19 protein-coding genes are annotated in these 23,030 nt (G+C 62.2%); 14 read left to right on the top strand and 5 right to left on the bottom strand.

Features of this window, described 5'->3' with window-relative positions; genetic code table 11:
* Positions 1-6 precede the first annotated feature (6 nt).
* On the bottom strand, positions 7-636 hold the full coding sequence (locus C816_RS13960) for a trimeric intracellular cation channel family protein (RefSeq protein ID WP_016323048.1): 630 nt from the start codon (positions 634-636) through the stop codon (positions 7-9).
* Between the two features lie 7 nt (positions 637-643).
* Positions 644-1,531: a LysR family transcriptional regulator gene (locus tag C816_RS13965; protein WP_016323049.1), complete on the bottom strand. Its 888-nt coding sequence runs from the start codon at positions 1,529-1,531 to the stop codon at positions 644-646.
* Positions 1,532-1,579: 48 nt separating this feature from the next.
* Between C816_RS13965 and C816_RS13970 the strand changes: the two genes are divergently transcribed.
* The 7 genes from C816_RS13970 to citX are packed head-to-tail and all read left to right on the top strand — an operon-like array spanning position 1,580 to position 8,335.
* Complete coding sequence (locus C816_RS13970; RefSeq protein ID WP_040655655.1) at positions 1,580-2,173, top strand: hypothetical protein; 594 nt, start codon at positions 1,580-1,582, stop codon at positions 2,171-2,173.
* Positions 2,174-2,224: 51 nt separating this feature from the next.
* Positions 2,225-3,238 carry an AbrB family transcriptional regulator gene (locus C816_RS13975; RefSeq protein ID WP_016323050.1) on the top strand — a complete coding sequence of 338 codons (1,014 nt, stop codon included), beginning with the start codon at positions 2,225-2,227 and terminating at the stop codon, positions 3,236-3,238.
* Between the two features lie 10 nt (positions 3,239-3,248).
* A complete protein-coding gene (locus tag C816_RS13980) occupies positions 3,249-4,322 on the top strand; it encodes a GNAT family N-acetyltransferase (protein ID WP_016323051.1) in 1,074 nt (357 codons plus the stop codon).
* The gene (citD, locus tag C816_RS13985; protein ID WP_016323052.1) at positions 4,323-4,619 is read left to right on the top strand and encodes a citrate lyase acyl carrier protein; all 297 of its coding nucleotides are present in this window, start codon (positions 4,323-4,325) and stop codon (positions 4,617-4,619) included.
* On the top strand, positions 4,616-5,518 hold the full coding sequence (gene citE / locus C816_RS13990) for a citrate (pro-3S)-lyase subunit beta (protein ID WP_016323053.1): 903 nt from the start codon (positions 4,616-4,618) through the stop codon (positions 5,516-5,518). The genes citD and citE overlap by 4 nt, the downstream gene beginning before the upstream one ends.
* A gap of 3 nt (positions 5,519-5,521) precedes the next feature.
* Positions 5,522-7,051, top strand: coding sequence for a citrate lyase subunit alpha (citF, locus tag C816_RS13995; RefSeq protein WP_016323054.1), 1,530 nt, complete (start codon positions 5,522-5,524; stop codon positions 7,049-7,051).
* A 33-nt stretch (positions 7,052-7,084) separates the two neighbouring features.
* Complete coding sequence (citX, locus tag C816_RS14000; protein ID WP_016323055.1) at positions 7,085-8,335, top strand: citrate lyase holo-[acyl-carrier protein] synthase; 1,251 nt, start codon at positions 7,085-7,087, stop codon at positions 8,333-8,335.
* A gap of 183 nt (positions 8,336-8,518) precedes the next feature.
* Here citX and C816_RS14005 read toward each other — a convergent pair whose 3' ends face one another.
* Together C816_RS14005 and C816_RS21920 are read right to left on the bottom strand one after the other, a co-directional pair.
* Positions 8,519-9,925, bottom strand: a complete 1,407-nt coding sequence (locus C816_RS14005) for an MATE family efflux transporter (protein ID WP_155979021.1) — start codon at positions 9,923-9,925, stop codon at positions 8,519-8,521.
* Positions 9,926-10,026: 101 nt separating this feature from the next.
* On the bottom strand, positions 10,027-11,025 hold the full coding sequence (locus tag C816_RS21920; RefSeq protein ID WP_016323057.1) for a LysR family transcriptional regulator: 999 nt from the start codon (positions 11,023-11,025) through the stop codon (positions 10,027-10,029).
* 231 nt (positions 11,026-11,256) lie between these two features.
* Here C816_RS21920 and C816_RS14015 point away from each other — a divergent pair, with 231 nt between their 5' ends.
* From C816_RS14015 to C816_RS14045, 7 genes are all read left to right on the top strand, one after another.
* Positions 11,257-12,882, top strand: a complete 1,626-nt coding sequence (locus C816_RS14015) for an amidohydrolase (protein WP_016323058.1) — start codon at positions 11,257-11,259, stop codon at positions 12,880-12,882.
* Positions 12,883-12,961: 79 nt separating this feature from the next.
* A complete protein-coding gene (locus tag C816_RS14020; RefSeq protein ID WP_016323059.1) occupies positions 12,962-14,527 on the top strand; it encodes an AbgT family transporter in 1,566 nt (521 codons plus the stop codon).
* A 105-nt stretch (positions 14,528-14,632) separates the two neighbouring features.
* A complete protein-coding gene (locus C816_RS14025) occupies positions 14,633-15,730 on the top strand; it encodes a C45 family autoproteolytic acyltransferase/hydrolase (RefSeq protein WP_016323060.1) in 1,098 nt (365 codons plus the stop codon).
* A gap of 508 nt (positions 15,731-16,238) precedes the next feature.
* Positions 16,239-17,012, top strand: coding sequence for a TIGR00282 family metallophosphoesterase (locus tag C816_RS14030; protein WP_016323061.1), 774 nt, complete (start codon positions 16,239-16,241; stop codon positions 17,010-17,012).
* A gap of 40 nt (positions 17,013-17,052) precedes the next feature.
* The gene (locus C816_RS14035) at positions 17,053-17,526 is read left to right on the top strand and encodes a YbaK/EbsC family protein (RefSeq protein WP_016323062.1); all 474 of its coding nucleotides are present in this window, start codon (positions 17,053-17,055) and stop codon (positions 17,524-17,526) included.
* Positions 17,527-17,554: 28 nt separating this feature from the next.
* Complete coding sequence (locus C816_RS14040; protein WP_016323063.1) at positions 17,555-18,652, top strand: metallophosphoesterase family protein; 1,098 nt, start codon at positions 17,555-17,557, stop codon at positions 18,650-18,652.
* Positions 18,653-18,657: 5 nt separating this feature from the next.
* The gene (locus C816_RS14045) at positions 18,658-19,650 is read left to right on the top strand and encodes an asparaginase (protein WP_016323064.1); all 993 of its coding nucleotides are present in this window, start codon (positions 18,658-18,660) and stop codon (positions 19,648-19,650) included.
* An 86-nt stretch (positions 19,651-19,736) separates the two neighbouring features.
* Here C816_RS14045 and C816_RS14050 read toward each other — a convergent pair whose 3' ends face one another.
* Positions 19,737-22,895: a PAS domain-containing hybrid sensor histidine kinase/response regulator gene (locus tag C816_RS14050; RefSeq protein WP_016323065.1), complete on the bottom strand. Its 3,159-nt coding sequence runs from the start codon at positions 22,893-22,895 to the stop codon at positions 19,737-19,739.
* Positions 22,896-23,030: the final 135 nt, after the last annotated feature.

A 23,030-nucleotide genomic window follows, 5' to 3' on the forward strand; every position in this document is an offset into this window, starting at 1 on the left:
GGTTTTTCAGTCGTGGGCCCGGGGAAGATTCCAGTGGTAATAGGCGGAGAGAAAGCGGATAAAAATCACCGTCACGGCCCCGGCGCCCATGGCATACAGCTCCAGCCCAGGGAGCCACAGCAGGGTACAGGCCAGCGCCCCCGCCAGAGACGCCGAGGCATAGACGTGCTTGACGAAGATGTAGGGGGTGTCTCCGGACATCATGTCCCGCAGGACGCCGCCGCCTACGCCAGTGACCACGCCCACAAACACCAGCAGGAACACCGTGGGCTCCTCCACATAGGTGTAGGCGATCTGGACGCCCATGACAGTGAAGATGCCCAGGCCCAAGGTGTCCATCAGCAGCATGACGAGGTCGTAGAGCGGCTGATTGTGGGTCAGCAGGCGGCGAACCCTGGGCAGGAACAGCACCAGGGAGGTGACCACCGCCATGGCGGCGTAAATGGGGTTTTGAAAGGTGGCGGGAGGCGTGTTGCCCAGAATCACGTCCCGGATGACGCCGCCGCCCACGGCGGTGGTAAGTCCCAGGATGCACACGCCGAAGAGGTCCATGTTCTTCCGCAGGCCCGTCATAGCCCCGGAGGCGGCAAAGGACAGGACTCCCACCAGCTCAACGATTAAAATGACGGTATCCATGGGCGGGTCACCGCCTTCCGGAGCGCACCATCTCCATGAAGGCCGCCGCCGCCGCGGTGGGCGTCACGTCCTGGAGGGTGCACATGTCCACGCTGCGGGCGGGAACGTCGAAGTCTGTTTTCAGCCGCCGGATCTCCCCGGCGTTCAGCGCTTCTTTCACGAACTCCAGCGTCACCCCCGCCACGCCCAGGCCGATGGCGGCCAGGGATACCAGGAGACTGCGGGAGGAGAGCTCGATCTCCGGCGCCAGCGTGACGCCGCCCCTGGCGAAGTACTGCTCCAGAAAGACCCGGCTGCTGGCCTTTCGCTCCAGCAGGATCAGGGGGAAAGCGGCGATCTCCTGGAGGGAGTGGACGTGGTCAAAGTCGCAGTCGTAGCCGCTTCCGGCCACAAAGGCGGTGTGGGTGGCGAAGCAGGGCCATGTGGTGAGGCCGGTCTCAGCAGGGGAGGAGGCGAAGGCGATGTCCACGCCTCCGGAGCGCAGGAGACCCAGCACCTTTGCGCTGCGTCCGCTGACAATTTTCAGCCGGATGCCGGGATGTTCCCGGTGGAAGGATTCCAGATAGGGGGTGAGAAAGAGACTTGTCACCGTGTCGCTGGCGCCGATGACCAGCGTGCCCAGAAGCAGCTGCTGGGCCTGGGAGAGCTTATCCTCCCCGGTGGCGATGAGGCCCAGGGCGCTGCGGACGTACTGGTAGAGCATCTGGCCCTCTCCGGTGAGGGTGACGCCTCGAGGACTGCGGGCGAAGAGCCGGGCCTGGAGAGCTGTCTCCAGCTGCTTGACGGACTGGCTCACCGCCGACTGGGAGATGTACAGATTTTTCGCCGCCTCGGAGATGTTTCCGGTCTCGGCGACTTCCTTGAAGACGCGGTAGAGTTCCAGTTTTACTGCCATGGGGCCTCCTTTTGTTTTTCTGACGGAGAGGGAGATTTTGCATGCTTTATGGCAATCTTCAAAATTGCGGGCACCGGGCTGCCAAGGGCAGCGGCCTCCAGGGCGGCCCATTTGCCGGGAATTCTGATGGCTGCTATGGAATCCGAGCCTTGGGCATTAGATGACATGCTGGGCGGACGCGGCACCCGTTCAGTAGGAATACTTATAACTTCTATTTGGTCTTGCTTGAAAAAAGTCAAAACGCCCAAGCGACGGATCTTTTTCCGCCGCTTTGCGTTGATTTTCCTTGCCATACACAAAGTATGCCAGCGCCAAATCGCCTTGATCGGCAAAAAAATCTCTCGTCGCTGCGCATTTTGCCATTTATCAAACAAGGCCTGGCGCAGTCACCATTATAATGGAAATAAGAGGGAAATACAACACCTATTTTCACAGATGAAATTCGGTAGAAAGCCGCCCGGCTGGTATATAACCGGCCGGGCGGCTTTCTATTCTGATACGGAATCGGCGCCACAGGATTCTCCTTTGCTGATGGTCTCTGACTCGAATTGGAAGGCGCGCAGGCGTTTCGCCCCGCGGCCATCTGCGGACAAAATGGTTATAGCCCCTATGCAGAATCGGTATTTGACACAAAAGGAGTAACTTTGATACTATTTTCCCAGAGAGGGATGATGAAATGCTTTTTTTCTGACAATGGCAGCCGCCTCCGCCGTGGGATATTTGTTTATGAAGAAAAAAGTGCCCGGCGGCGTGATGGTAGGCGCGCTGGTTGGCACCGTGGTCTTGAATATCGGCACCGGCCTGGCCTATATGCCCGCCGCGGCCAGGACCATTGCCCAAATTACCGCAGGAGCCTTTATCGGGGCCTCGATCCGGCGCAGTGACGTGCGGAGGATGCCGAAGCTGGCAAAGCCGGCAGCGATCCTGCTTTGTAGTATGCTGATTTTGAATCTGGTATTGGGGGTGAGCATTCATGCCACGAGTGGGTTGGATTGGATGACATCCTTTTTTTGCGCCGTCCCGGGGGGGATGAGCGACACGCCCATCATTGCCGCTGAGATGGGAGCCGACGGGGCCGCCGTCGCCTTCATGCAGTTCTTCCGCCTGCTGGGTGGCGTGGGGGCGTTTCCCGCCATCATCATGGCGGCCACACGGCACGAGGAGACTGTGGAGCCCTCCGAACTGCGGGAGGAGGAGGCCGCGCCGGCCGCCGTGCGGCCCTCGGTGCCGGCGACAGTCATCGTTGCATCCCTCTGCGGAATCGCCGGCAAGGTGTCGGGCATCCCGGTGGGCACCCTGATCTTCTCCATGGCCGGCACGGCGGCGCTGGGACTTGCCACCGGCCGCGCAGTGATCCCCATGTATCTGAAACGGATCGCACAGGTGCTCTCCGGGGCGTATATCGGCAGCTCCATCGGCCTGCAGGAGCTGCTGGACCTGCGCCATCTCGTTCTGCCTGTGTGCCTGCTGGTGGCGGCATATCTGCTGAACTGTTTCTTTGTCAGTGCGATGCTGCACCGCTTTTGCGGCATGACCCGCCGGGAGGCCATGCTGGTGTCTACGCCCGCCGGCGCCACAGATATGGCGCTGATTTCCGGCGATTTGGGCATTTCCAGCCTGGATTTGAATGTGCTGCAAATCATTCGGATGATTACCGTCGTGACCATTTTCCCCCAGATCATCCGTCTGGTTGTCATGTTCATTTAGCGCGGAAGGAGTGAGGCGTATCGAATACGGATATGAGCTGTGCGCCGGGAGACCTTTCAGGGGGCAGGCGCAGGCGGAGCTTCGGGCTTTTCTGGCGGAAGCGGAACTCACCTACGATCCCGGGATCGGCTACTCGGTTGTTATCCGGGACGAGGCGGGCCGCATTGCCGCCGCGGCCTCTCTGGACCGTGACACGGTCAAATGTGCCGCCGTGCGCCCCGACCTGCAGGGGAGCGGCCTGATGGCCCAACTTATCACCTGTCTGCGGCAGGAGGCCGTCAGCCGCGGCATCCGCAGCCTGTTTCTCTATACCAAGCCCCGGAACAGGCGCCAGTTCGCGGAGCTGGGCTTTTATGAGGTGGCCGGGACAGAGGAGGTCCTGCTGATGGAAGACCGCCGCGGGGGATTTGCCGCATGGGCCGCGGGTATCCAGGACATCCGCGCCTGCGGGACCGTCGGCTGTCTGGCGGCAAACTGCAATCCCATGACGTTGGGGCACCGGCATCTCATTGAGCAGGCTGCCGCCAGGTGCGACACGCTGTATTTGCTGGTGGTGTCAGAGGACCGCAGCGCCGTTCCCGCCGCCCACCGCAGGCGTATTGTGGAACAGGCCGCCGGGGATCTGGCCAATGTCATTGTGGCGGAGACCGGCCGGTATCTCATCTCCTCCGCCAGCTTCCCGGACTACTTTTTGAAGGAGAGGGCGGAGGCGGTCTGGTGCGGCCTGGACATTGCGGTGTTCTGCCGCTTGGCCAGGATATTGGGCATCTCCCGGCGTTTCGTGGGGACAGAGCCCCTCTGCCCGGTGACGGCGGCCTACAATCGGGCCATGGCGGCCGCCCTTCCCCAGGCGGGGGTGGAGCTTGTGGAGCTCGCCCGCCTGGAACAAAACGGCGTCCCCATCAGCGCCACCGCCGTGCGGAAGCTGATTGCGGACGGCCGCTGGCAGGAGATCAAATCCCTGGTGCCAGAGGCCGCCTATGATTACTTTTCGGAGGAGGAGAACCGGCGTCTCTTTTTACAGAGGTATCAGGCTCTGACAGTGAGCGATCAAATTGTTGCGCAGGAGACAGGAGGAAGGTAAATGGAACTGAAAAAAACAGCTGTGGCCGGTACCATGGAGTCCAGCGACATCATGGTCACCGTGGAGCCGCGGGAGAGCGGCGGGATTGTATTGGAGCTCACCAGCTCCGTAATGAAGCAGTATGGCCGCCGGATTGAGCGGGTCATCCGAGAGACGGCGGCGGAGCTGGGTGTGGAGCACGCCCTGATCTGCGCGGTTGATAAGGGCGCCCTGGACTGTACGGTCCGGGCCCGTGTCAGCGCCGCCATTTTCCGCGCGGCGGAGCGGGAGAACATCACCTGGGAGGTGGGCAAGTGAACGAGAGACGCTATGAAAAGGACCGGCTGCGCCGCAGCATGATGTTTGTCCCCGGCAACCATCCCGGCATGATCGCCGACTCCCGGATCTACGGGGCGGACAGCATCATGTTCGACCTGGAGGACAGTGTGTCCCTGGCGGAGAAAGACGCGGCGCGCTTTTTGGTGTACCAGGCGCTCCGGACGCTGGACTTTGGAAAAAAGGAGATCGTGGTCCGCATCAACGATCTTGACAGCGGCCTGGGAGTGCGGGACCTGGAGGCCATCATCCCGGCGGGCGTCCACGTGGTGCGTCTGCCCAAGACGGACTGCCCCCAGGATGTGATAGACTGCGAGCGGGAGATCGCCCGAATCGAACGTGCCCACGGTATCCCGGTGGGCGCAGTGGGCATGATGGCCGCCATTGAGAGCGCCAACGGCGTTTTGAACGCCCGGGAGATCGCCTGCGCCTCCGACCGTCTCATCGGCATCGCCCTGGGCGCGGAGGACTATGTCACCGACCTGAAAACCGTCCGTGCGGACGGCACGGAGCTGCTTTTTGCCCGCAGCATGATCCTTCACGCCGCCCGCTCCGCCGGGATCGCCGCATTGGACACGGTCTACTCCGATGTCAACAACGAAGAGGGGTTTCTGGCGGAGGTGGAGCTGATCCACAAGCTGGGATTCGACGGGAAATCCGTCATCAATCCGCGGCAGATCCAGCCCCTTCACCGGGCCTTTGTTCCCGGCGAGAAGGACCTGCGCAGGGCCTATGATGTGATCGCCGCCATTGAAAAGGCCAATGCCCGGGGCAGCGGCGTAATCAGCCTGAATGGAAAAATGATCGACAGGCCCATTGTGATCCGCGCCCGGCGTCTGATCGCGCTGGCGGAGGCGGACCGCATCGCCAGAGAGGAGTAAGAGATGGACCAACTGCTGCAAACGATCCCCCATATTGATCGGATTGCCCACCGGGGCGTATTTGCCGGTGCCGGGGCCAAGCTGACAGAGACCTTCCGCGCCCGCTCCGGCAAGGACAACAAGGTCCTGCCCTCTCTAGAGGACGCAGTCCGCGCCGCAGGGCTGCGGGACGGCATGACCATCTCCTTCCACCACCATTTCCGTGGGGGAGACCATGTGGTCAACCAGGTGGTGGACACCCTGGCGGCCATGGGCTTCCGGGATCTGACTCTGGCGGCCAGCTCCCTGGCGGACGTCCACGCGCCCCTGATCCGGCATATTAAAAACGGGGTAATCACCCATATTGAGACCTCGGGGCTTCGCGGCCAGCTGGCGGAGGAGATCTCCCGGGGGCTGCTGGAGTGCCCTGTGGTATTCCGAAGCCACGGCGGCCGGGCCGCCGCCATCGGCAGCGGCGAAGTGCACATTGACGTGGCCTTCCTGGGCGCGCCCTCCTGTGACCCCTACGGAAACGCCAACGGATACAGCCGGGACGACGATACCTCCATTGCCTGCGGCTCCATGGGATACGCCAGAACCGACGCCAAATACGCCGACAAGGTGATTATCCTGACCAATAACCTGGTCCGCTATCCCAACGCGCCCTGGGCCATCCCGGAGTATGATGTGGACTATATCGTGGTGACGGATGACATTGGCGATCCCGCGGGGATCATGTCCGGGGCCACCCGCTACACGAAAAATCCAAAGGAACTGCTCATCGCCCAGACTGCGGCCGGCGTGATCGACGCAGCCGGATACCTCTACGACGGCTTTTCCATGCAGATGGGCTCCGGCGGGGCCTCTCTGGCGGTGGCCCGCTTCCTGCGGCAGATGATGCAGGAGAAGGGAATCCGCTGCCGTTTTGCCCTGGGCGGCATCACCGGGCAGATCACCGCTATGCACGAGGAGGGCATGATCGACCGCATTCTGGATGTACAGAGCTTTGACTTGGATGCGGCGCTGTCCCTGAAGAAAAACCGCTTCCACCATCAGATCGACGCTGCGTACTACGCCAGCTTCCTCTTCGCCGCGGCGGTGGACCAGCTGGACTTTGTGATCCTCTCGGCCCTGGAGATCGACACGGACTTCAACGTCAACGTCCTCACCGGCTCCGACGGCGTGATCCGGGGGGCCATCGGCGGCCATCCGGATACGGCGGCAGGCGCCAGCCTGTCCGTGGTGGTGGCGCCGCTGACCCGGGGGCGCATTCCCACCGTCATTGACCGTGTCAACACCATTGTCACCCCCGGTGCTGTGGTGGATGTGGTGGTCACAGATCAGGGCATCGCAGTCAACCCCCGGAGACCGGAGGTGGCGGAGAAGCTGAAAAAGGCGGGTATGAGGGTTGATACCATCCGGCAGCTCAAGGACCGGGCGGAGGCCCTGACGGGCAGGCCGGACCCCATACGCTACAAGGACCGGGTGGTGGGCGTTGTGATGTACCGGGACAACTCCGTCATCGATGTCATCCGGCAGATTGACGGGGAGTGACGGCGCCCCGCTGAGACGGAAGGGAGGCGGAGGATGGTCAAAGGCGTGAGCCTGCAGGAGATGCTGGACGCCCGGGAGGCCCGGGCGTCCAGGCAGCGGCAGCTGCTGCGGGAGTATGGGAAGCCGCTGCTCAGCTTTACCATGAATCTGGCGGGGCCGGTGAAACGGGGCAGGCTCAGCGACCTGCTCTTCCGGGCCATGCTGGAGTCTCTGGGTAGGACGCTGGGGAATGCGCTGGTGTACCAGGAGCGTACGGACGCCGCCTCGGGACTGGAAGCGCTGCTGGTGTGCGCCCTGCCGGCGGAGGAGCTGAAGGCCCTGGCCGTCGGCCTGGAGGAGGCGCGGCCCGCGGGGCGGCTGTGCGATCTGGATGTGCTTACCCCGGAGGGCGGCGTCCTCTCCAGAGAGAGCCCCCGCGCCTGCCTGGTGTGCGGAGGCCCCGCCAAGGTGTGCGCCCGCAGCCGCGCCCACGGTCTGGAGGCCGTCCAGGCCGCCGCGGACGCACTTTTGCGGGATTTTGCGGCGGAGTATCTGTCGGAGCTGGCGGTGGACGCATTGATCCGGGAGGTGGACCTGACGCCAAAACCGGGCCTGGTGGACCGGTGCAACACCGGGGCCCACCGGGATATGGACCTGGAGACGTTTCACCGCTCCGCCCGCTGCCTCAGCCCCTATTTTCGCCAGGCGGTCACACTGGGGCTGGAGCGGCGGGACTGCATGGCGCAGCTCCAGCGGGCAGGGCTCCGTGCGGAGCGGACTATGCTGGAGGTCACTGGCGGCGTAAACACCCACAAAGGCGCCGTCTACGCCTTCGGGCTGATCCTGGCGGCGCTGGGGAGCGTACTGGCGGAGGGGGGCGATCTGTATGTCAAAGCCGCCGCCCTGGCGGCAGCGGCGCTGCCTCCGGATACGCCCGACGCCGCCGCGAGAATGCGCTATGGCGCCGGAGGCGCGCGGGGAGAGGCTCTGGCGGGCTTTCCAAATGCCCGGCGGGCGCAGAGGGCGCTGCGGGCCGGAGACGGAAGTCTCTTTCCCGCCCTTTTGACCCTCCTCTCCCAGGTGGAGGACGCCAACCTCCTCCGGCGGGGCGGCGAGGAGGGGCTGGCGTTTGTCCGCGGCAAAGCCGCCTCCATTCTGGCCGGAGCGCCGGAGGAATACGTCTGCCGACTGCGCGAGCTGGACATTTTGTGCATAGAAAAGAATCTCTCCCCCGGCGGCAGCGCCGATCTGCTGGCGCTGGCCCTGCTGCTGGATGCCACGCGGATGATCTGGGGGGAGCCATAAAGAGGCAGGAAAAGGCCGCGTCTTCTCAAAGGGAGAAGACGCGGCCTTTAGAATTTGTATTCACATGCGTTGAACGAGGTCTGGACGGTTCTTTTCCCGCCGTTCTTCGTTAGGCCCTGTTTGAAAATTGTCAAAACGCCCACCCGGCGGATGGGGCGTTTCCGCAGGGCATTGAGGGGCCGCCTACGATTTTCCCTCTCTTATGAGCGCATGGTCCAGCCACTTCTCCCGAAACAGCCGGGTCAAAAACAGGAGTCCCCGGATGCACAGCTCACTACACATGGCGATCCACACGCCGTACAGTCCCAGCCGGGGCGCCAGAAGGGCGGCGGCGGGGATGCGGACGCCCCACATGCTGACAAGGTTCATCACACTGGGGACCTTTGTATCTCCCGCCCCGCGGAGGGCGCCGGCGGTGACGATGGCCGCGGCGAAGAGCGGCTCCGCAAACGCCTCGATGCGCAGCACATGGGCCCCCAGAAGCCGCACCTCCGGGTCCGGTGTCAGCGCGGTGAAGATGGCGGGCGCGAAAAGGAATATCAAAAGTCCCATGGCGCTCATCACAGCGACGCCCAGCCCCACGGAGAGGCGGGCAAAGCGCCGGGCCATATCCCGCCGCCCCGCTCCCAGGCTCTGGCCCACCAGGGTGGTGGCCGCCGTCCCGATCCCGTTGCCCGGCAGGTAGCAAAGACTCTCCGCCGTGACGCCCAGGGTGTTGGCCGCGATGGCCACCGTGCCCAGAGGGGCCACGATGCGGGTGGAGGCGATTTGCGCACTGCTCAAAATAGCGCGCTCAAGGGCCAGGGGGAGGGAGATCCGCAGGGCTGTCCGCCAGCAGAGGGAATCGAACCTCCAGCGGCAGTTCCGGTCCAGGCGCAGAAAGTCCGACCGGCGGCAGGCCGCCCACATCATGGCGCAGGCGGTGAAAATATCCGCCAGGGCCGTGCCCAGGGCCGCACCGGTGACGCCCAGCCCCGCCCCCGGAAGGGTGAGGACCTGCCCCGCCGCAAGGACCTGGCGGGTTGGAAAGATCAGCAGAGCGTTGAATACGACGTCCATGGCGCACATCAGGATATTGAGGATGCTGGGCGTCTTGATGTCCCCGCTGCACTGGAGCATCCCCCCTGCCAGCTGCCGGAACTGGAGGAATGGCAGCTGGCAGGCATAGATAAAGAGATACCGGGAGGCGTCCTCCAGAATCTCCGGTTCTCCCCCCAGCCACCGGGGCAGCCAGGGGCTGATCCCCGCGCCGATCAGGGCCAGAATCACTCCCAGAGCCGCCCCCATGAGGATGGACTGGCAGAATACCGCCTGGCCCTGCCGGCGGTCCCCGGCGCCGGAGAGCTGGGCCACCTGGACGGAAAATCCCATTACCGCCGCGATGCACAGCCCGTTCATCAGCCAGATGGAGCTGGACACCAGTCCGATGGAGGCGGAGGCGCCGGCGCCCAGGCTCCCTACCATGGCGGCGTCTATGTACTGCATGATGGTGGTGCTGAGCTGGGCCAGAATCGCCGGGATACTCAGGCGGACCACCAGCCGCAGCTGCTGCTTGCGGGAGAGCACGGCGCTGTCCTGCAGGTATTGCATCTGTTCCACTCCTCCTGCCATAACGGGCTCCTTTCCTGCGTAAATCGCTCTTTAGTGAAGATGTGCGCAGAGGATAGAGTCTGTTCGCATAAGCCCGGACTCTAGGGCAGCTTCTTGTGGAAGCTGGAGAAGTCAATGTCGTGACGCACCTGGACCTTCTCAATATGCTGCCGGGCGTATTCGCCGATTGCCTGGACCGCGATGTCCAAAAAGAGTCTGGCGGTATCGCTCATCTCCATACCCTCCCGGGACAAAATTCCGGCGGTGCGGAAGATCATCCCGTCCGTGATGGAGCAGAAGATGGGCTCGGGGGAGAACTCCTCCTCATAGGCCACGGTGACCGGGGCAAAGGCGAAGCCGCCGCTCTGGGGCGCCATCTGGTAGGCGACGGAGGTGTTGATGACCTCCATGCTGATGTTGGGCTGGATGTTGTACTGGTCAAAGACACGGTGGGCCAGATAATAGGTGCCCTGGGACGGCGTGGCGGAGTAAAAGGGAATTTTCTCCAGCAGCTGCGGGGGGATATACTGCACGGTACCGGGCTCATTGGGCGGCAGATGGAAGGGCCGCAGCGCCTTGGCCTGCCGGCTGATGACCAGCATCATCTCCTCCTGGAAAATGGGGGTGAACTGCAGCCCCTTGGTGAAGACGGGGTCCGTTGCCATCACATAGAAGTCGATGGTCCCCTTGCTGAGGAGCTGCTCCAGAGTGCAGGAGTTGCCCTCAATCAGCTGGATGTCCACGCTGGGGCACTCCCGTTTGAAGGCGGACAGGAAGCGGGGCATCCAAGTGACGCTGCGGGTCGTAGGCATTCCCAGCACCAGCCGGTCCCGCCGGCGGGCCGCGATCTCCTCCATCTCCTGGTCCAGCTTCGTCTTCAGCTCCAGGATCTCCTGCATAGCGGCAATGTAGCGCTCCCCGGCATAGGTCAGCTTGATGGGGGAACAGGAGCGGTCAAACAGCTTCAGCCCCAGCTCGTCTTCAATGTTCTTCACGCACCGGGTCAGGGCGGGCTGGGAGACATAACACCTCTTCGCCGCCTTAGAAAAGCTCTGGAGCTCCGCAATGGCCATCAGGTAATTCAGCTTGTTGAAATCCATCAATAGTGCTTACCTCCCTGAGAACTCTTGTTGTCTATATTATACAGGATTTATCCTGTCTTGCATAATGCAATTTTTTTATAAACCCCATGCATATTGGATATTGGACAAAAAAAGTGTTTTTTTGTACAGTGGATATTAGGAAAAATAACTATAAACTCTGTGGACATCCCGTACGTGACCGCATTTCGCGCAGGTAAAACTAAACTGGTAGATGGAGGAAAACACATAATGAGAAAGCTGGACGCCGCATATATCAACGCGAAGGTCTACACCGTAGACAAGGCTTTTTCCACCGCCGCCGCCTTCGGCATTTCGGACGACCGTTTTGCCGTCGTGGGCACCAACGAGGAGGTGCTGGCCCAATGCACGCCGGAGACACCGGTGATTGACATGAAGGGCCAGGTGATCCTGCCGGGCATCACCGACTCTCATCTCCACATCGCGGGCACCGGCGCCCTGAAGCTGGAGCTGTATCTCGTGGGCAAGACGAAGCAAGAGATCCTGGACATGGTGGCCGAGGCGTACAAAACCGCCAAGCCCGGCGAGTGGATCGTGGGCCGCGGCTGGATCAACGACGCTTGGAAAGCGGACCCCTCCTTCCCCAGCAAGGAGGAGCTGGATGCCGTGGCGCCGGACGTGCCCGTCTACCTCAAGCGGGGCTGCGGCCACGGCGCCTGGGTCAACAGCAAGGCCTTTGAGGTGGTGGGCATCACCGAGGCGACGCCCAACCCCGTGGGCGGCGAGATCATGCGTAAGAGCGACGGAAGTCTTCTGGGCGTGGTCAGCGATCAGGCCCAGGAGCCCTTCAACCGGGCCATTCCCCCTTATACTGCCCAGCAGATGCAGAAAATTGCCCTGCTGGCCCAGGAGGGCTTCTTCGAGGTGGGCATCACCTCCGTCCACGACGCCGGCAGCTTTGCCCACTGGGTGGACGCCTGGGAGGAGCTCTATAAGCAGAAGAAGCTGAAGATGCGGATGTACGTCAGCCTGCGCATTGTGGGCCGCCCCAGCTATGAAGAGCTCTTTGAGGGGTCCATGAAGTACTTTGAGCGGGGCGTGCGCATCGGCGCCTATGACAACCGCCTGACCTACCGGGCCTACAAGATCTCCGGCGACGGCTCCCTGGGCGCCCGCAGCGCCTGGATGCTGGACGATTACTCCGACGCCCCCGGCTGCAGGGGCTTTGGCAAGTGGACGGACCAGGAGCTGTACGACCTGCTGTATCAGGCCCACCGGGCGGGCTTTCAGATCTGGTACCACGGCATCGGGGACGCCGCCTGCCGCCAGGCGCTGGACTGCTTTGAACGGCTGCAGTCCGAGTGGCCCAGGCCCGACTGCCGCCACCGCATCGAGCACTCCCAGTGCCTCTCTCCCCAGGACATCGGCCGCTATCGGGAGCTGGGTGTCATCCCCACCTTCCAGACCGTGTTTCTGCGGACGGACAAGCGGGTGGCCCGGCAGCGCTGGGGCGAGGAGCGCATGAAGGGCGCCTACGCCTGGCGCACCCTCATCGATCAGGGCAACGTGCTCCCCAACGGCAGCGACTCCCCGGTGGAAAATTTCAACCCCTTTGTGGGCATGTACTGCGCCGTGGCCCGCAAGGACGAGACCGGCGAGCCCGCGGAGGGCTTCTACCCCCAGGAGGCCATGACCCGGGAGGAGGCTCTGCGCTCCTTTACCTGCTGGCCCGCCTATGCCGCCTTTGAAGAGCACCTCAAGGGCTCCATCGAGCAGGGCAAGCTGGCGGACTTCATCGTGATCGACCGCGACATTATGACCTGTTCTGAGGACGAGATCAAAGATATTCAGGTCCTTGAGACGGTGATAGGAGGTGAGACGGTCTACACAAAATAAGAACCTGCGTCCTCCGGCTATGAACAGGTTCTAAGGGCTGCTGTTTATATGAAGAGAAAAAAATGAAAGGGAAAAGCATATGGAAAAGCAAGAGAAAAAAGGCCTGTTTTGGAAATTTATCCATGGCATTGAGGTGGTTGGCAACAAACTCCCGCATCCGTTCTATCTCTTCAGCATTCTGATTGTGGTCTCCCTGGTGCTGTCGGTGATGTTCAACGGGGCCACCACCACCTATGAGAAGGCGTCCTCCTCCGGCGGAGAGCCCGAGATTGTGGAGGTCACCATCAAAAACCTCATTAACAAGGAGACCATCACCAACGTCACCCAGAACATGTACAGCATCTACTACAACTTCTCCCCCATGATGATGATGGGCTTGCTGCTGCTGTCCATCGGTCTTTCGGAGACGGTTGGTCTGTTTGGAGCGTTTATCAAACGATTTATCGGCGGTGCAAAGCCGGCAATGGTGTTTGCGGTGGTGGCGTTCATTGCCATCAACGCAAACACCGCCTCCAACGCCGGTATCCTGGGCGCCACGGCGGTGTCCGCGTCGGTATTCGCCGCCCTGGGGTATAACCCGTGGCTCGGCATTCTGCTGGCCTATGCCGCGGGAAACGCAGGCATGTCCGCCAATGTGTTTGTGGGCAATCTGGACGTGCTGCTCAGCGGCATCAACGTGTCGGTGTGCGAGGCCCTGGGCCTGGACACCTCCACCGTCCACGTGCTGCAGCACTGGTACTTCCTGCTGGCCTGCGCCATTGTGCTGACCTTTGTCTACACATTTGTCACCGTCAAATTCGTCCGCCCCTACCTGGGCGAGGCGAAGGATCTCAGCCTGGTCCGGGCTGCGGACGAGAACAGCGAGCTCACCCCCGTTGAGCGCAGGGGCCTTCGCAACGCCGGCATCGCCGCCCTGATCTATCTGGCCGTCCTCGTGGCCATCACCATCCCCAAGAACTCCTTCTTCCGGGCGGACGACGGCTCCATCGTGCCCAACTCCCCCCTGATTAAAAGTGTTCTCACCCTTCTGTTCCTGTTCTTCCTGGTAACGGGCGCCACCTATGGCCGCACTGTGGGCAAAATTGAAAAGTGGAACCAGCTGCCCGCTCTGCTGGCCACCGGCATCAACTCCATGACCACCTTCATGGTCATCGCGCTGCCCGCCTCGCTGTTCATCCATCTGTTCAACGCCTCCAACATCCCCACCTATCTGGGCTCCGTGGGAGGCTCCTGGCTGAAATCCACCGGTATCCAGGGATTCGGCCTGTTTATTCTGGTGGCGCTGTTCTCCACCTTCCTGAACCTGTTCATGACCTCCGGCTCTTCCAAATGGATGATCCTGGCGCCTATCCTGATTCCCATGCTCTATACTTTGGGGTACAGCCCGGCCCTGGCCACCATTATCTACCGCATCGGCGACTCCGCCACCAACGCAGTGGCTCCGATTTCCTCCGATGTGGCCTTGATTGTGGGCCTGCTTGCGAAGTATAATACGGACAGGAGCAAGGAGCCCGGCATGGGCACGGTCTTCGCCGGCTGCATGCCCTACGCCATCGCGACCTTTATCACGGAGATGGTGATTCTGGCGATCTGGTGGATGCTGAAGCTTCCGCTGGGCCCCGGCGTCTCCATGCTGGTAGGCTAATTCTATACGGGTACACCTCTTTTCTCTCGGCAGCTCGCAGCAGCGCACGGCGCTGCTGCGAGCTGCGCTGTAAAAAATGCATGATGCGGATAAGGAGAATTCTTTATGGAAGCGTTTCAGTGTGTAAAAATCCGTTCCGCCGATCCCTTTGAGCGGGGCGTGCAGTACGGCGCCCAGGCGCGGGATCTGATCCGCCTGGGCATCCAGGGCTATCAGCGGCACTTTGCCAGGACCCTCTCCGCGCCCTGGGAGGAGATTTTGCAGCGGAGCCATTTGTATCTGGAGCTTCTGGAGCGGGATTTCCCTGCTGAGCTGGCGGAGGCCCGGGGCATCGCGGAGGGGAGCGGCGCGGATCTGGATGCCATCATGGCCCTGAACTGCAGGTATGAGATCCTAAAGCTGAAAAATCTCCCCCAGGATCAGGAGTGCACCAGCGGCGCCGTGCTGCCGGAGGCCGCCCGCGGCGGCGGGACATTTCTCATCAAGAACTGGGACTACCGCCCCTGGGTGGAGGACCATGTGGTGATCGTGGATATTGACGATCTGAGCGGGACCCGCATTGTTGGACTGACCGAGGCCGGTCAGCTGATCCGGGACGGCATCAACAACCACGGCGTCAGTGTGTGCGGCAACAATCTGACCTCCGTCTTTGACACGGGAGACGTCGGCGCTCCGGTGACCTTTGTCCGCCGGAAGGCCCTCAGCTGCCGGAATTTTGCCCAGGCCTGCGATGTGGTGAAAAACAGTCCCCGAGGGGTCTCCTGCAACATTCTGGTGGCCTCCGCCGAGGGGAAGGCGGTGAATCTGGAGGCGACTCCCGGCGGTGTATTTGAGCTGGAGCCGGAGAATGGCGTCGTCACCCATGCCAACCACATGGTGGCGGGGGCGGAATACTGCACCAACCACGGCAGCAAGTTCCGGGACGGCGTGCTGCGCCGCCGGCTGATGGCGCACCACGGGGAATTGGACCTGGAAATCCTTCGGTCCTGCCTCACCGACCATGAGATGAAGCCCGGCTGGCCCACCCGGTATCCGGAGTCCGACTGCCTGGAGGCGGTGTGCAGCCACGTGCCTTATGGAGACATTGATGTGGATAAAATCTGGAAGACCATCGCTTCGTCCATCTATGATCTGAGCGGCAGGACAGCCTATATCTGCAAGGGCTGCCCCTGCCAGGGACAGTTCACCGCATATCCGCTGTGACAGGAGGGCTGTGCCGGTTAGACCCTGTTTGAAAAATGTCGAAATGCCCAAGCGACGGAGCTGTTTCCGCTGAGCCGCGTTAAAAATTCCTGAAATACACAAAGTATTCCTGCGAATTTTTGCCTTGCCCAGCGAAAAATCCCTCGCCGCTGCGCGTTTCGGCATTTTTCAAACAAGGGCCGGGCGGGCATGTTTTGGCGGCGTTTGCAAATGCCTCGTTCCACTTGCGTTCTGGCGGATGATTGCGTCTGACTCCCGGCACGGATGCCTGCCTCGTTCAAATACCGCGGACGGCGTGACTGTGCCGTCCGGTTCAAGCGAATACGAGAAGCTTCTGCAGGTATTGGGCGTATGGCCGCGGGTAACGGCGAAAACGAAAGTTCCGAGAGAGCGGCAGAAAGAGGATATATGGAGCCGTCAGGAGCGTATAAAAAAATCAAGCCTTTCCAAACGGCGGCTTTTCTGGTATACTATCCCATGAAATGAACCCAAAAGCGGAGGAAACCATATGCAGTACCATATTCTGGCGATAGGCGACGTGGTAGGGGAGCCGGGTCTGCGGCACCTGGAAAAAAACCTGCGGCCTTTGCAGAAACTAAAGCAGATTCGCTTCACCGTGGTCAACGGTGAGAACGCCTCCGGCGTGGGCCTGACGCCGGAGCAGGCGGAGCGCATCCGGGACGCCGGAGCCGACGCGGTGACCCTGGGAAACCACTCCTTCGGCAAGATGCAGATCAAGACCTTCCTGGAGGACACCCCCTGGCTGCTGCGGCCCGCCAACTACACCGGGCGGATGCCGGGCCATGGCTGTGAGATCTTCGATCTGGGGGGCGTCCGGGTGCGGGTGATGAACCTCATCGGCCGCTGTGATCTGGCCTGGGGGGCGGAGAACCCCTTTACTACGGCGGACAAGCTCCTGAGAGAGGGGGAGGCGGAGTTCACCCTGGTGGACTTCCACGCCGAGGCCACCAGCGAGAAGCTGGCCATGGGTTACTATCTGGACGGGCGGGTCAGCGCCCTTTGGGGAACCCATACCCACGTGCCCACCGCCGACGAGCGGGTCTATCCAAAGGGCACCGGATACCTGACGGACCTGGGGATGACCGGGCCTGTGGAGTCCGTGCTGGGCATTGAGCCCTGGCAGTCGGTGGAGAGCTTTCTGGGCGGTCTGCCGGGGCGGTACAAGTCCCCGGAGGGGCCCTGCAAAATGCAGGGGGCCGTCTTTACGCTGGACAGCGATACCGGCCTCTGCACTGCCGTGGAGCGGGTGGACCTGCGGTAAGCGGCACTGAATATTTTGTTGAAAAGAGAGGAAGACGATTGTGTCGATTCAAAGAGTAAGAGCCTATTTTGAAGAGCGGGGCATGGCGGGCCGCATCCGGGAGTTTGACGTCTCCTCCGCCACGGTGGAGCTGGCGGCGGTAGCCGTGGGCGTGGAGGGCGCCCGCATCGCCAAGAGCCTCAGCTTCAAGGTGGAGGACCTTCCCATCATCGTGGTGGCGGCGGGGGACGCCAAGGTGGACAACGGCAAGTACAAGGCCCAATTTCACACCAAGGCCAAAATGCTGACTCATGAGGAGGCCCATGACCTCATCGGCCACGATGTGGGCGGCGTTTGCCCCTTCGCCCTGCCGGAGGATGTGAAGGTCTATCTGGACGTGTCTCTGAAACGGTTTGAGACGGTCTTTCCCGCCGCCGGAAGCAGCAGCAGCGCCATCGAGCTGACCTGTGAGGAGCTGGAGCGGTGCTCCTCCAACTTCGTGGAGTGGGTGGACGTCTGCAAGGCATGGCAGTGAGCGGAAATTCTCTGCTGGAGTTGTTGTTATGTTGACTTTTCTGCACGCGGCGGACTTCCATCTGGACAGTGCCTTCGGGGCGCTGACTGCCCGGCAGGCGGCGGGCCGCCGCCGGGAGAGCCGGGAGCTGGGATTCCGGCTTGCAAATTATGTGAATCAGAATAACGTGGACCTGGTGCTGCTGGCGGGGGACCTGTTTGACAGCGGCAGTGCCTTCCGGGAGACCGGGGAGCAGCTGGCGGAGGCCCTGGGACAGATGACGGCCAGGGTGTTTATCGCCCCGGGGAATCACGACTGGGCCGGACCCGGCAGCCCCTGGCTGACTGTTCGCTGGCCGGAGAATGTACATGTGTTTCGGGAGGACCGCCTGACCGCCGTGGAGCTGCCGGAGTGGAACCTCGCCGTCCATGGCGGGGCCTTCACCGCTCCCGAGCGGGCGGAGAGCTTCCTGGCGGGTTTTTCGGCCCCGGAGGACGGACGGGTCCACATCGGCCTGCTCCACGGGGAGATCGATCCGCCGGAGGCCCGGTACGGCCCCATCCGGAGGGAGGAGATCGCCGCCAGCGGCCTCCACTATCTGGCCCTGGGGCATATCCACAGGCGGACGGAGCCCCTGCGGCTTGGAAAGACCCTCTGCGCTTGGCCCGGCTGTATTGAGGGCCGGGGCTTTGACGAGCTGGGGGAGAAGGGGTTCTACCGGGGAACCATTGGAGAAAACGGCCGGATTGTGCTGGAGTTTGTCCCCTTTGCCCAGCGGCGCTATGAGATTTTGGAGGTGGACGTGACGGGCCGCTCCCCCCGCTCCGCCGTGGAGGCGGCCCTGCCGGAGGACACCGCCCGGCACCTGTACCGGATTGTGCTGACGGGCCGGACCGGCGAGGGCGGCGCGGACGTCCGGGGGCTCCAGGAGGCCCTGGCGGACCGGTTCTACGCCCTGGAGATCCGGGACTGCACCCGTATGGCGGAGGACATCTGGGCCCGGGCGGAGGAGGACTCCCTCCGGGGGCTGTTTCTCCGGGAACTGGGGGAGCGGCGGCAGAGAGCGGAGAGCGAGGCGGAGCGGGAGACTGTGGACCAGGCGGCCCGTTTTGGTTTGGCGGCGCTGGACCACCGGGATTTGGGGTGAGGCGTATGAAGAAGATATTACTCATCGGCACCGGCGGCACCATCGCCTCGGAGATGACGGAGGGGGGACTGACGCCGGAGCTGACCACGGAGCAGCTTCTGTCCCAGGTTCCGGCCATCTCCGGCATCTGTGATGTGGACTGCATCCAGCTTCTGAACCTGGACAGCACCAACATCATCCCCGGCCATTGGCAGACGATGGCCCGGTGCGTCTGGGCCCGTTATGAGGCGTACGACGGGTTTGTCATCACCCACGGCACGGACACCATGGCCTACACGGCGGCGGCTCTCAGCTATCTGATCCAGGGCAGTCCCAAGCCCATCGTCCTCACCGGGGCCCAGAAGCCCATCGGCTTCGACTCCACGGACTCCAAGGTCAACCTGATGGACGCATTCCGCTGCGCGGCGGAGGACCTGCCGGGAGTCTCCATTGTGTTCAACAACCGGGTGATTTTGGGCACCCGGGCGAAAAAGACCCGGTCCAAGAGCTTTCAGGCCTTCTCCAGCATCAATTACCCCGACCTGGGCGTCCTGCGGGACGGCGTGCTGCTGCGCTATATCCGGCAGGAGTGCAAGGCAGCCCCAGTGTTCTATGATCGGCTGAACACCCAAGTGGCGCTTTTGAAGCTGGTCCCCGGCGTGACCCGGGGGCTTGCGGACTATCTTTTGGAGCGGAACGACGCGTTGATTATTGAGAGCTTTGGCGTGGGCGGCCTGCCGGAGGACAGCGGTTTGTACGACTGCGTCCGGGACGCCATGGAGGCTGGGAAGACCGTGGTCCTCACCACTCAGGTGGAGAACGAGGGCAGCGACCTGGGGGTATACCATGTGGGCCACGCCCTGAAAAACGATCTGGGGGTGCTGGAGGCCTACGACATGACCTGCGAGGCGGTGGTGGCGAAGCTGATGTGGATTTTGGGCCAGACCCGGCGGCGGGAGGAGGTCGCCCGCCTCTTCTACACGCCAGTGGCTCAGGACATTCTGTGGCCCGCCGGATAAGCGGACCCTGTATTCACAGCCACTGGCTGTGAATACAGGGTCTGAATAAGGCACCCGCGCCGCTCAGGCGGCGCGGGTGCCTTTGCTTACAGTTTTCGCAGTACGGTATCCAAAGCCTTCATCAGCTCGTCGATGTCGATGGGCTTTGCAATGTGCCCGTTCATTCCGGAGCGGATGGCCTCCTGTTTATCCTCCTCAAAGGCGTTGGCGGTCATGGCCAGGATGGGGATGGCGGCCAGATCGGGATTTTCCAGTTCGCGGATGGCCCGGGTGGCGTCATAGCCGTTCATCACCGGCATTTGGACATCCATCAGCACCAGCTGGTAGTGGTCGGGCTGGGATGCACGCAGCATCTCCAGGGCGATCTGGCCGTTTCCGGCGATCTCCACAGAGAAGCCGGCCTCCTCCAGAATGGCCTGGGCAATCTCCTGGTTCAGCTCGTTGTCCTCCGCCAGCAGGATACGCCCTGTGCGGACGGTGGGCGCCTCGACCGTTTCAGGCAGGGGCTCCTCCTCCGTGCCCACCACGGAGAGCAGGCAGCTGCGCAGCTCGGAGAGGAACAGGGGCTTACTGCAAAAGGCGGTGACGCCGGCCTCCCGGGCCTCGTCCTCAATGTCGGACCAGTCGTAGGCGGTGAGGACGATGATGGGCACCTCCTCGCCGCACTCCTTCCGGACCCGGCGGGCCACCTCCACGCCGTTCATGTCCGGCAGCAGCCAGTCGATGATGTACACGTAGTAGTGGTCGTTCCGCATCACCGCCTGACGGGTCCGCAGCACTGCCTCCTTGCCGGAGAGGGTCCACTCCGCCCGCATTCCGATCTGCTGGAGCATGCTGGAGACGCTGTCGCAGGTGTTGAAGTCATCGTCCACTACCAGGGCCCGGCAGTTTCTCAGCTCCGGGATGGTCTGGGGAACCGCCGCCTCGGAGCACAGGCGGAAGGTGATGGTGACAGTGAACTCGGTGCCCACGCCCAGCTTGCTCTTGACGTCGATGGTGCCGTTCATCATGTCCACGATATTTTTGGTGATGGCCATGCCCAGGCCCGTGCCCTGGATGCCGCTGGTGGTGGAATTCCGCTCCCGTTCGAAGGGCTCGAAGATGTGGGAGACGAACTCCTCGCTCATGCCGATGCCCGTGTCCTTGACATGGAACTCGTATTTTGCCCAGCCGGCCGGGGCTCCGGGCTTTTCAATGACCCGGACGCAGACCACGCCGCCGGCGGGAGTGTATTTGATGCAGTTGCCCAGCAGATTCAAAAGCACCTGATTCAGCCGCAGCCTGTCGCAGTAAATGCCTTCATTTTTCACATCCACCGCGTCCATGTACAGCTCCATCTGCTTGGCATGGACGTCTGCCTGGACAATGTTGCGCAGGCCGTGAAGGATGTCCGGCAGGCTGCAGGGCTTCTCCTCCAGATAGATTTTACCGCTTTCAATGCGGCTCATGTCCAGCACGTCGTTGATGAGGCTCAGCAGGTGGTTGCCGGAGGTCATGATCTTTTTGAGGTACCCCGCCACCTGTTCCTTCTGGTCGATGTGGGTGGTGGCCAGGGCCGTGAAGCCGATGATGGCGTTCATGGGCGTGCGGATGTCGTGGGACATGTTGGAGAGGAACACGCTCTTGGCCTTGCTGGCCCGGTTGGCCTGGGAGAGGGCGTCCTCCAGCAGGGCCTTTTTCTCCATCTCGGCCCGGGTCTCCTCGTCCACGCTGCGAAAGCCTATCACCACGCCGTGTCTGCTGTCCCAATCTCCGGCGCGAACGGCCTTCATCTGGAAATAGCGCATCTTCCCGCCGCAGCGGGTGCGGTAGTTGAGGTAGAAGGTGCTTCGCTCGGCCAGGCCCTCCCGCAGGGACTCTATGGAGACGGCCTGACGCAGCATCTCCCGGTCGTCCTCATGGACGCAGGTCTCTATGTACGCCTCCATGCTCTCCATCAGAGGCTGCCGTCCGTCAAAGAGGGAGTCCAGAATATGGAAGGGGCAGGCATGGGTTCGGATCGGTTCGCCCAGGCCGCTGTTCAGGTCCAAAAAGCACACCAGATTGTAGTCCACGGCCAGGGCCTGGACCAGGCTCCTGTGCCGCCGTTCGGTCTCTATCCGGGCCTCCCGCTCCCGCTGCTTCTGGGCGGTGAAGTCCAGCAGGAAGCGTTGGTAGAACAGCTCGCCGCCCTCCCGGATCAGCTTGATGTTGCCCATAACGTGGAGGATGGCGCCGTTGGTGTGCCGGACCTGGTACTCCACATTGACGCTGTCGCCTTCACGGTTCAGGGAGAGGATGGCCTCCCGCAGCTTCGGCTTGTCCTCTTCCAGCACGGAGGAGGCGATCATGTTGAACCCGTCCGCCACCAGGTCCTCTTCGGAGCGGTATCCCAGGATCTCCAGGGCGGCCCGGTTGACGCTGAGGATGCGGGAGCCGTCCAGGCTGTGGCACATAATGCCGCAGTCCATGGTGGTAAAGAGGGTCTCCAGGGTCTGGGTCTTGGCAATCAGCTCCTGCTCGTAGGCCCGCTCCTGGGTCACGTCGATGGCGATGCCCACGGTGCCCATGACGCTGCCGTCCATATCGTACAGGGGGGACTTGTAGGTGGTCAGCAGCCGGGTGCCGCCGCCGGTCTGAATGGTCTCCTCAGACACGCAGGTCTCCCGGTTCTCCATGACGATCCGCTCCGACTCGATGCAGGCGGGATCGTCGTGCTCCACGTCCCAGATATAGGCGTGGCCCCGGCCCTGCACCTGCTCCTTGGTCTTGCCAACGGTTTCGCAGAAGCTGTCGTTCACCTTCTCGTGGATGCCGTTTTTGTCCTTGTACCAGATCAGGTTGGGGGTGCTGTTGATGGCAGCGTCCAGGAAGTGGCTGGTCTGCCAGGCGTCGGCGCGGTCTTTTATATGGGCCTGGAGGCGGCGGAAGCGGAAGGAGAGCTCCGCGGCGGACATGGGGAGCACCCAGAGGTCGGCGGCCGCGTCAAGACATTCCTCCAGAGCGGGGAACTGCTCCCGCTCCGTCAGGAGAATCAAAGACGCCTCCGCCCTTTTTCCGGCGGCCAGCCGGACTGCGGTCTCCGGGGCGTCCAGACCCCGCAGATCGGCCAGGATCACGTCCGCCTGGGCGGCCAGGGCCATGTCCGTTTCACCGCTCTTTGAAAAAGTGTGGGTGAAATGCTCCAGTGGAGGGATCGCCCTGACCGCGTCGAACAGCTCCTGCCGGCGGCCCAGACAATAGAAGTGTAATTGACAGTGATACATGATGACCTTCCTCCAAACAGCAAAAGCCCGCGGATGCTTCTGCGGCTCTGTGCATAGATACATTTATTTTAATAGACTTCCACCGTTGTGTCAATATGACAAAAGGGGGAATCTGGGGAGGAGGTTATGGGAAAA

Origin of the sequence: Oscillibacter sp. 1-3 (assembly GCF_000403435.2) — a bacterium.
Classification (GTDB): Bacteria; Bacillota; Clostridia; order Oscillospirales; family Oscillospiraceae; genus Oscillibacter.